This window comes from Pseudomonadota bacterium (assembly GCA_039815145.1).
Classification (GTDB): Bacteria; Pseudomonadota; Gammaproteobacteria; order Steroidobacterales; family JBCBZW01; genus JBCBZW01.
Genome location: JBCBZW010000184.1, coordinates 1 through 8,197, shown reverse-complemented (window position 1 = coordinate 8,197; position 8,197 = coordinate 1). Strand labels below are relative to the sequence as shown.

Here is an 8,197-nt window from a genome sequence, read left to right as displayed (position 1 = left end):
CTGCGACGCCTGCTCCAGGCGAACTTCGACACGGCCCTGGACGCCCGCTACGCGATCGCGCGCGACACACTCTGGGCAACCTTCATCCATCCCCTGAGCCCTCTCACGGAAGATCAATTGCTTAGCGCGATCAGCCAGACCCTCAGCATCGCGCTCACCTACGGCAGCACCTTTTCTTCCGGCGTGTGGGCCTTCGGCGGTGGCGACACCAACAGCGGCGACGCCACCACACGCCCGCGCTCAGGCACCTGAGACCGCACACCGTTTCACTCAATACGGGGATTTCACCGTCACCTGCGGGCGACGCTTGGACAGACGGGCTCGGCCGAGGCTAGCGTTGAGCTGCGGTTTGTCATAAACCGCCCGTTTCCCGTGATCATCCGCACAGTCCTGTGCGCGCCTCAGTCCGGTCGCGATCGTTACGTGATGGGCTGCTCCGCCCGGCCGAGTGTCGACCGGTACGCTTCTTGGCCTGTCGCCATTGCGCTGTGAACGAACGCCATGCCCGCCAACGCTGATCACAACAGTTCGACCCGCCCGGTCGATATCGTCGTCCTCACCAAGACGCGCGATCTGCTCTACAAGGTGCTTGCCACCTGTCGGCACGGTTACCGCGTGCGCCACGCCACCAGCGTGAGCAAGGCGGAACAGCTGATACAGGCCGAGCCGGTGGGCGTGCTGGTGACCAACGCCGTCCCCGAGTCGCTGCCGCGCCTGCTGCCGCGACTGCGCGCCTGGAATCCGAACCTGACGGTCATCGCCGTAGGACGCCGCGAGCAGGGCCACGACGATGCGCTCCTGCGCCTGCAGGAGTCGGGCGACATCTTCCGCTTCCTGATGGAGCCCATCTCCCAGGGCCAGCTGAGTTTGTTCGTCGATGCCGCCGCGCGCATATACCACGAGCGCATGTCGGGCACGGTGGAGCAGGCGCGCAACCTGCGGGTGGATGCGCGCGAGTCGCGACGCCCCACCAAGACCAATCGCACAGCGCTGCCCTTCTCCCTGGCAGCGATGATTTTTCTCAGCTCCGTGAGCGGCTTCTTTCTCCTCGGCCATGAGCGGGATGGGGGCACTGACGCCGCCGCCGCCACCCTGCGCCTGGACGATGACGATCGCGCCCTGAACCGGGCGCTCATCGCCGCCGAGCGCGCTCGCGACGCACGCCGCTTCGTCGACCCACCGGGCGATAACGCTCACTACTACTACCGCCAGGTCTTGGCGTATCGCCCGAACCACCGGCGGGCTGCCCAGGGCATCAACGATCTGGTCAACCAGATGTTCGCCCAGGCCGAGCTCGCCCTGCGCGATGAGGACTTCGAAGAAGCCCGCGCAGCCCTGAGCCGTGCCCGGCGTATCGCACCGAGCCACCCCCGCTTAGGCGTCATCGGCTCGCAGGTGGATACGGGGGAACAGTCCTTCCTACTATCGAACGCACTAGGTGCTGCGCAACGCGCACAGTACGAAGAGGCGCGGAAGCTGATCGCCGCGGCCGCGGCCGCACGGCCGGGGGAGACCACGGACGTACGTGAGGCACGAGCTGAGATCGTGACGATCAGGGAGAACAACGAGCAGCAGATCGAGCTGGCGGCTGAGCAGTTCGAGATCGCGATCGCCGAGGATCACCTGCTGCCACCGTGGGAGGACAACGCGCGCGACGTCTTCCTGCAGTTGATCGACCTGAACGCAAGCCCCGAACTCACCGGCGACCTGCGCGCCCGGCTGCAGGGCGAGCTGGAGCTTCGCATCGATGACTACATCGTGTCGGGGCAGCACGAAGAGGCGCAGCGCGTGCTTACCGACCTCATGGACCTGGCCGACACCACGCTCGCCAAGGTGCGCGCCGAGGAACTGCAGGTCGCCCTCACCCAGGCCCGCTACGACGATCTCGAACACCAGCGCTTACGAGACCTGGCCCTGGCTCGCCTCCAGGATGGCCAGCTGCTCGAGCCGACCAACGACAGCGCACTGCTCTACCTCGAGGCACTCACGTCCCTGGCGGATCCACCGCAGGACATGCCGAGCCTTTGGAAGTACTTCGAAGAGGCGCTGATCACCCGTGCCACCGACGCGGTGGCTGCGGACGACCTGGGACTGGCAGAGCGCCTGCTGGATGCGGCGGACCGCCTCGCGACCACGGGGCGCGCCAGCGGCGCTGACGAGGAACCCTACCGGGAGAAGCCGCCCGAGGCGGCGAGGGAAGACCGGCTCGCCCGCATCGCCGACCAGGGCGGGGACGAGCGCTAGGCAGGCTGCGGTGCGGCGCTAGTTCGGCCGCTCCGAACGCAGCTTGTAGACGCGCACCTGCAAGTTGAACTTCTCGGCGAGGTCCTGCATCTCATCGCGCGCCGCCGTGTAGCGGGCATCGTTGATCACCCGTGCGCGCTTGCCGGACTCACCCTCTGGCAGCGCCTTGGCGCGCTCATCGAGGCATTCCAAGTACGCGTTCATCTCGTCCAGAAACGCGTTGACGGCCGTTTGCGCCGAAATCATCTCGTCCTTCGAGGCCGACTGGCCGTCAGGAATGTTCACAGTTGATTGGGGCTTGCGGCAGGACTCTTGCGCGAAGGCGGCGCCCGTCGCGCAGAGCAGCAGAACGGTCAAGACGGCGGTACCGCCCGAGATCTTGGCTAGCGTTTTCATAGTTCCTCATTTTGGCGCGGCCCCGCGCACGGGTGCAATCGGCAGTGCGACAGCGGCGAAGCGGGGGCGCCCCGACGCCTAATCGTGCAACTGGCGGAAGGTCAGGTTGAGGCGCGGCTGCGAGGCGCGCCCGCGCGGCAGGCAGTGCTGCCAGCGGCGCTGCGTATCGCCCTCCATCACCAGTAGACTGCCGTGCTCCAGCAGGAGTTCACACCGTGGTTGCTCGTCGGGCCCAGCCTCGGGCCTCGAAGGCGCCCGCGGATGGGGACGAAAGCGAAAGCGTCGTGGGGCGCCCAGGGAGACGGAGCCGATCACCGGCCGATCCCCCAGCACCGACTCGTCGTCGCTGTGCCAGCCCACCGTGTCCGCCCCGGAGCGGTAGAAATTCAACAGCACCGCGTTGAACCGGTGGCCGCTGGCGCACTCCACCGCCTCGCGCACGGCCGAGAGCGTCGGCGTCCACGGCGCGGCCGCGTGCTCGACGCCGGAGTAGGCGTAGGGACGCGCGTCATCCGCGACCCACGCCGTCAGACGCGGCATCGGATGCCAACGCCCGTACACGCGCACCTGCGGCTGGATCCAGGGCACCGTGTCGCGCAACTCCGCGAACCAGCGATCGGCGAGCGAGGGCTCGCAGAAGTGCGGGTCGTAGCGGTAGCACAGGCCGAGGCGATCCTCGCTCAGGCAGCGGGCCACGGTCGGGCCCGAGTCAGCGCCAGCGCAGCAGGCGACCGGCCACCGCCGCACACCCCGTAGTGAGGCCCGCGAAGACTACCGTCAGGGCGATGAAGAGCAGGCCGTTGATCCCCATCACCGCGCCGGCCGCATTCGCCAAACGAGCCCCCTCACCCATGCCGAAGGCAGCGACCACCAACAGAAAGCCCCAGGCGAAGGCGCCGGCCAGCATCGCCGGCAAGAACACGCGACGCCGCCTCGCCAACAGCACCCCGGCGAGGAAGCCAAACGCGACCGTCGCCCACCAACCGAGGGTGGCCGTGCCCACCGCCACGGGGAGCATCAGACCGACGATGAACACGCCGCGTGGAATATCCAAATCAGGATCCAAAACCGCCTCCTCGCCCCGCGACGCCCCGGCCTGGCACCAGGTGCAGGCGATGGCCATGGATGAGATCACCGACCCTCGGCGCCTCGGTGGCAGGCGCCAAATGCCCCTGCTGCCAGCCCGCCAGGCGATCGTCGTAGTGAATGCTCGCCGGATTGCCCGACTGCCCGCCCGGGTAGGTCACGTACGCCTCAGGGCCTTCCGCCGTGAGCTCCACCACCATGCGCCAGCTCGCCCCGTGGGTACCGTCGCCGCTGGAGGGGTTGAGGTTGCCAGGACCGGCCCCCAGGCTCTCGAGCTCCAGGCGGCCAAGCCCCGGAAAACGCGCCAGGTGCTTGACGTTGGCGTGGCGGTGCAGACGCCACGCCCAGCCCCCGTCTTCCGGCTCGCCGTGGGCGGCGCGCAGCTCACCCCATGCGCTCGACAAGGCGGCCCGCAGGAGATCGTCGCGCTGCTCGACGGCTGGCGTGTCGACCCGATCCCACCAGGCGGAGGTCGGATCGTTCTCGGCCAGGGCCCACACCACGGCTTCCCGCGGCCACGGCGGGCGGGGCAGGCCCCGGTCCGGCGCCGCGTCGAAGCGTAGCTCGTCCCACAGTAAGCGCTTGAGGTTGGAGAAGGCCGTCTCGAACAACAGCGGCTCCGGCGCATCGGCGAGGTACTCGCCGTCCCAAGCGGCGAGCATGGCCGCTGGCGCCTGCAGCGACTGATCAGCCGCCGCTGTAAAGAAGGGCACGAAGCGCAGGGCCTTCTCGTTGCCCGGATCCGTTTGAAACTGCCTCAGGTCTTCCGCGCTCAGGGGGCCGGGGGCTTCGCGTAGCAGACGGTTGATGCGCAGGGCTCGCCAGGGGCTGGTCCAGTTGTTGCCGAGGTAGGCCGGATCGTCCGCCGGATCCAGGGGCTGCTGGTTGGCGGAGGCCAGGTAGCCCTGATCGGGATCGACCGCCTGGGGGTAGCGATCGAGGGGCCAGTAGCCCAGCCAATCGCTGGCCCGGGTGCTGCCGTCGCGGATGAGCCGACCATCGCCGCCATCCTGCGGCTCCAATGGCCCCTCGGATCCCGCCTGCGCCTCGAGCGAGGGTCGGATCGGAAACAGGCCCGTCGAGCGAATCGCGATGCGCCCACCCACGTCTGCCATGATGAAGTTCTGCGACGGCGTCGCAAAGCTGGCGAACGCTTCCATTAGCTCATCGACGTCGCCCGCGAGCGCCGCATCCAGAAACGACGTCGGGCTTGCGCCCTGCTCGAGGGCGAGCCAACGCATGGACAGGGCCCCCTCTTGCGTCACGTACAGAGGGCCTCGGTGCGTGTAATGCTGGGTGTACTCCTCGAGCAGCACGCCGTCCGGGCCGAAGAACTGCTCGGTGGTGGACTCCAGGGGCTGCCACTCGCCGTCGAGTTCGTAGCGGGACGGCGCACTGGTATCGTCCAGGGTCTCCGCGTAGTAGTCGACGACGTCGGCCGCGTTGTTGGTCATGCTCCACGCCACCTGTGGCGTATAGCCGATGACGATGCCGGGGATACCGGGAATACTCACCCCATGCACGTCCAGGCCTTCCTCTTCGACGACGATATGCGCCTCATACCAGATCGAGGGGAGGGTGAGCGAGAGGTGGGGATCACCGGCCAGAAGCGCGTGACCCGAAGTACTTCGCGACGCGGCCACCGCCCAGTTGTTGCTGCCGAGGACCATCCCGTCCGGCACCGCCACCGGCGGCGGCACCGCGGCGAGCAGCGCATCGGCTTGCTGCAGGAGGTCAGCGTCCGGTGATGCCGGGAGGGGCAGTCGGTCGTTCGCCTGGGTCCCCGGCGTGCGTCGTGGCTGCACGGGCTCCTGCAGGGGGCTATCCACCGGATAGAGGGCATTGGCCGCGCTCTCGCCGACGAGAGCGGACGCGCGCAGACGCCACAGATCCGAGTCGCTGTAGGACAGGGTGTACGCCATGCGTCGCTCGAGCAGGACGCTGCGCAGGGGATCCCAGCGCTGCGGCGCGCGATTCAGAAAGTGGTATTCGAAAGGTCGATCCGCCTCACCTAAGGTATCGATTCGGGCGTTGATCCCCTCGGCGAGGGCCTCGTAGAGCGCCCGATCGAGGGAGGTGTCAGGCAAGGCCTCCCAAGCGCGCTTCGCGCTCCAGGCAAGGCCAAGGCGCCGCTGCTCACGATCGATGGGGAGCACGCGCTCGCCCAGCAATTCCGTTAGCGTACCCGCCGTGGCGCGGGTCTGGATTTCGAGCTGCAACAACCGATCCGACGCCTGCATGAAACCCAAGGCACGGATCGCATCGAGCAACGTGGTGGCGCGGATGTGAGGGACGCCGTGGGCGTCCACGTGCACTTCTACGGGCCCATCCAAGGTTGGAATGACCTCCGTGCTCACCGCCTGGGGGCGTGCCTGGCGGGCGACGGACCAAACGCCCGTCAGGGGATTGAGCAGCGGCCCTAAGGGCGGCAGCGGCCCGACCGGGCGCAGGCCGATGGCGATCAAGCCCGCCAGCACCACCACCGCGAGCAGCGTGCCGAGGATCCCCGGGCGAGGCTTCAAGCCCGCATCACGCATATCAGCGCCGATCATCGCGACGCGCCACGGGAAAAAATCGAACTCATGAACTTCCAGCTATGTTTGCCTGGGCGGCGGAATCCTGATTGTAATCGGCCCAGCCAGCGCACTCAGCGTGCGGGCGGCAATGCACGGGACACGCTGGTCGCCGCCGAGGCGGCCAGGACCGCTTTCACCAAGTCGCCCGGTACGAAGGCCAGGCTGGTCAGGGCCGCGCGCGACCACCCGAGCCCACCAGCGGTGGCGAGCCAGGCGATACCGCCGAAGTAGACCACCACGATGCCACCGAGCACAGCACCGAGCAGTGCCCGCCAAAACCCCACCCCGGCGCCTTGGGGCACACAGGCGCCAGCCACCCATGCGCCGAGCGGCCAGGCCCACAGGAACCCCGCCGTAGGCCCCAGGAACACGCCCAAACCGCCGCGCCCACCGGCGAGCACGGGCAAACCCGCCGCCACCAGCAACAACAGGACTACGCAGGCGAGGGCGCCGCGGATCGGGCCGAGCAATACACCCGCCAGCATGACCCCGAGCGTCTGCAACGTGATGGGCACGGGCGTGAAGCCGAGCGGGATCGGCGGCAGCAAGCCGAGGGCGCCGATCAGGGCCGCGAACACCGCAACCTGGACCAGGTGGCGAGTACTCATGCGGAGCGCTCGGCTGCCGCCCCGCGCCCATCGGCCAAGGAGGGGCGCGGAAAACCCCTGGCTTCCACCGAGTAGGTGAGCTCTTCCGCCGCCTTCATCACCCGCACCAGGACCGGCGTGAACAAGCCGCGAAGGGTGTGACCGGCCCCGCGCGCCACCTGTGCCTCCCGCGCCAGGCGCAGCTGCTCGACCATCACCGGCACCAAGGTCAGGGCCAGGGCCAGGGTGAAGGCGACCTTCTGCGCGTGCAGCCAACCGCGGCGCTCCAGGGGCAGCAGCGCACCTTCCAGGGCCCCGAGCACCGCGCTGATCCGGGTGCTGGCGGTGAAGGCGCAAGCCAGGATCAAGGCCGCTGACAGGCGCAGGGCTACCGTCGTCGCGTGGTCCAGACCCAACCAGAGCGCGTTCAGTGCGGCCAGCATCGCTACGGCAAGCAGGGGCCAGCGCAACGCCTCCACCCATCGGCGCCAAGGCAGGCCCGTGCTCGCGAGCGCCCACAACGCCAGAGCCAGACCCGCCACGAGCACCGCGCGATTCTCCTGCGTGAAGAGCGCCACCGAGAGGGGCAGCAGCAACGCAAACTTCACGCCCGCGCTGCGCCGGTGGAGCCAGCTATCGCCGGATTGAAAGAGGAACAGTTGCATTCACTATCTTTTCTATTCGGTGGATCGTTCCACGTCGGCGATCAGCGCGCGATAGGCATCGATCGCAGGAGCAGGCGGCCCGTCGAAGACCAAGCGGCCTGTGTGGAACACGAGCACACGATCGAAGTCGCCCAACAGCTCGAGATCGTGGGTCACCAACACCACGTGCTGGGAAAGCCCCGATATGGCGGCACGCACTTGATTGCGGTTGCGCAGATCGAGCAGCGCCGTGGGTTCGTCGAACACGATGAGCGAAGGCGCCATCGCCGCCACGCCTGCCAACGCCAGCAGTTGCTTCTCACCACCGCTCAGGCGGTAGCACGGACGCTGCGCGAGGTGGGTCAGGCCGTAGTGGGCGAGGGTGCGCGCTACGCGTGAATCGATCTCGTGCCTCGCCAACCCCTGGTTGGTCAACCCGAAGGCCACATCCTCAGCCACCGTGGGCATCACGATCTGATGGTCCGGCTGCTGGAAGACGAATCCGACCCGCCGCCGCACGGCCGCCAGGTTACGGTCGACGAGCAGTCCGTCCACGTGCACAGCGCCGACGTCGGGGCGCACCAGGCCGTTGAGCAATCGAACGAAGGTGCTCTTGCCCGAGCCGTTGGCGCCGATCACGCCGACCCTCGCCTGATCCCACTCG

General features: G+C 68.1%; 9 protein-coding genes. 2 read left to right on the top strand and 7 right to left on the bottom strand.

Features of this window, described 5'->3' with window-relative positions; all coding sequences use genetic code 11:
• Both AAF184_23575 and AAF184_23570 read left to right on the top strand, forming a co-directional pair.
• The coding region (locus AAF184_23575) for a hypothetical protein (GenBank protein ID MEO0425337.1) at positions 1-252 on the top strand (252 nt) is incomplete at its 5' end.
• A gap of 249 nt (positions 253-501) precedes the next feature.
• Positions 502-2,244, top strand: coding sequence for a hypothetical protein (locus AAF184_23570; protein MEO0425336.1), 1,743 nt, complete (start codon positions 502-504; stop codon positions 2,242-2,244).
• Between the two features lie 18 nt (positions 2,245-2,262).
• On the opposite strand, the gene AAF184_23565 is transcribed toward AAF184_23570, so the two are convergent.
• From AAF184_23565 to AAF184_23535, 7 genes are all read right to left on the bottom strand, one after another.
• A complete protein-coding gene (locus tag AAF184_23565; protein ID MEO0425335.1) occupies positions 2,263-2,640 on the bottom strand; it encodes a hypothetical protein in 378 nt (125 codons plus the stop codon).
• 78 nt (positions 2,641-2,718) lie between these two features.
• Complete coding sequence (locus tag AAF184_23560; protein ID MEO0425334.1) at positions 2,719-3,336, bottom strand: alpha-ketoglutarate-dependent dioxygenase AlkB; 618 nt, start codon at positions 3,334-3,336, stop codon at positions 2,719-2,721.
• Between the two features lie 13 nt (positions 3,337-3,349).
• Positions 3,350-3,694, bottom strand: coding sequence for a hypothetical protein (locus AAF184_23555; protein ID MEO0425333.1), 345 nt, complete (start codon positions 3,692-3,694; stop codon positions 3,350-3,352).
• Between the two features lies 1 nt (position 3,695).
• On the bottom strand, positions 3,696-6,278 hold the full coding sequence (locus AAF184_23550) for a penicillin acylase family protein (protein ID MEO0425332.1): 2,583 nt from the start codon (positions 6,276-6,278) through the stop codon (positions 3,696-3,698).
• Between the two features lie 95 nt (positions 6,279-6,373).
• The gene (locus AAF184_23545) at positions 6,374-6,910 is read right to left on the bottom strand and encodes a biotin transporter BioY (GenBank protein MEO0425331.1); all 537 of its coding nucleotides are present in this window, start codon (positions 6,908-6,910) and stop codon (positions 6,374-6,376) included.
• On the bottom strand, positions 6,907-7,554 hold the full coding sequence (locus AAF184_23540; protein ID MEO0425330.1) for an energy-coupling factor transporter transmembrane component T: 648 nt from the start codon (positions 7,552-7,554) through the stop codon (positions 6,907-6,909). Before AAF184_23540 ends, AAF184_23545 begins: the two co-directional genes overlap by 4 nt.
• 12 nt (positions 7,555-7,566) lie before the next feature.
• The coding region (locus tag AAF184_23535) for an ABC transporter ATP-binding protein (GenBank protein MEO0425329.1) at positions 7,567-8,197 on the bottom strand (631 nt) is incomplete at its 5' end.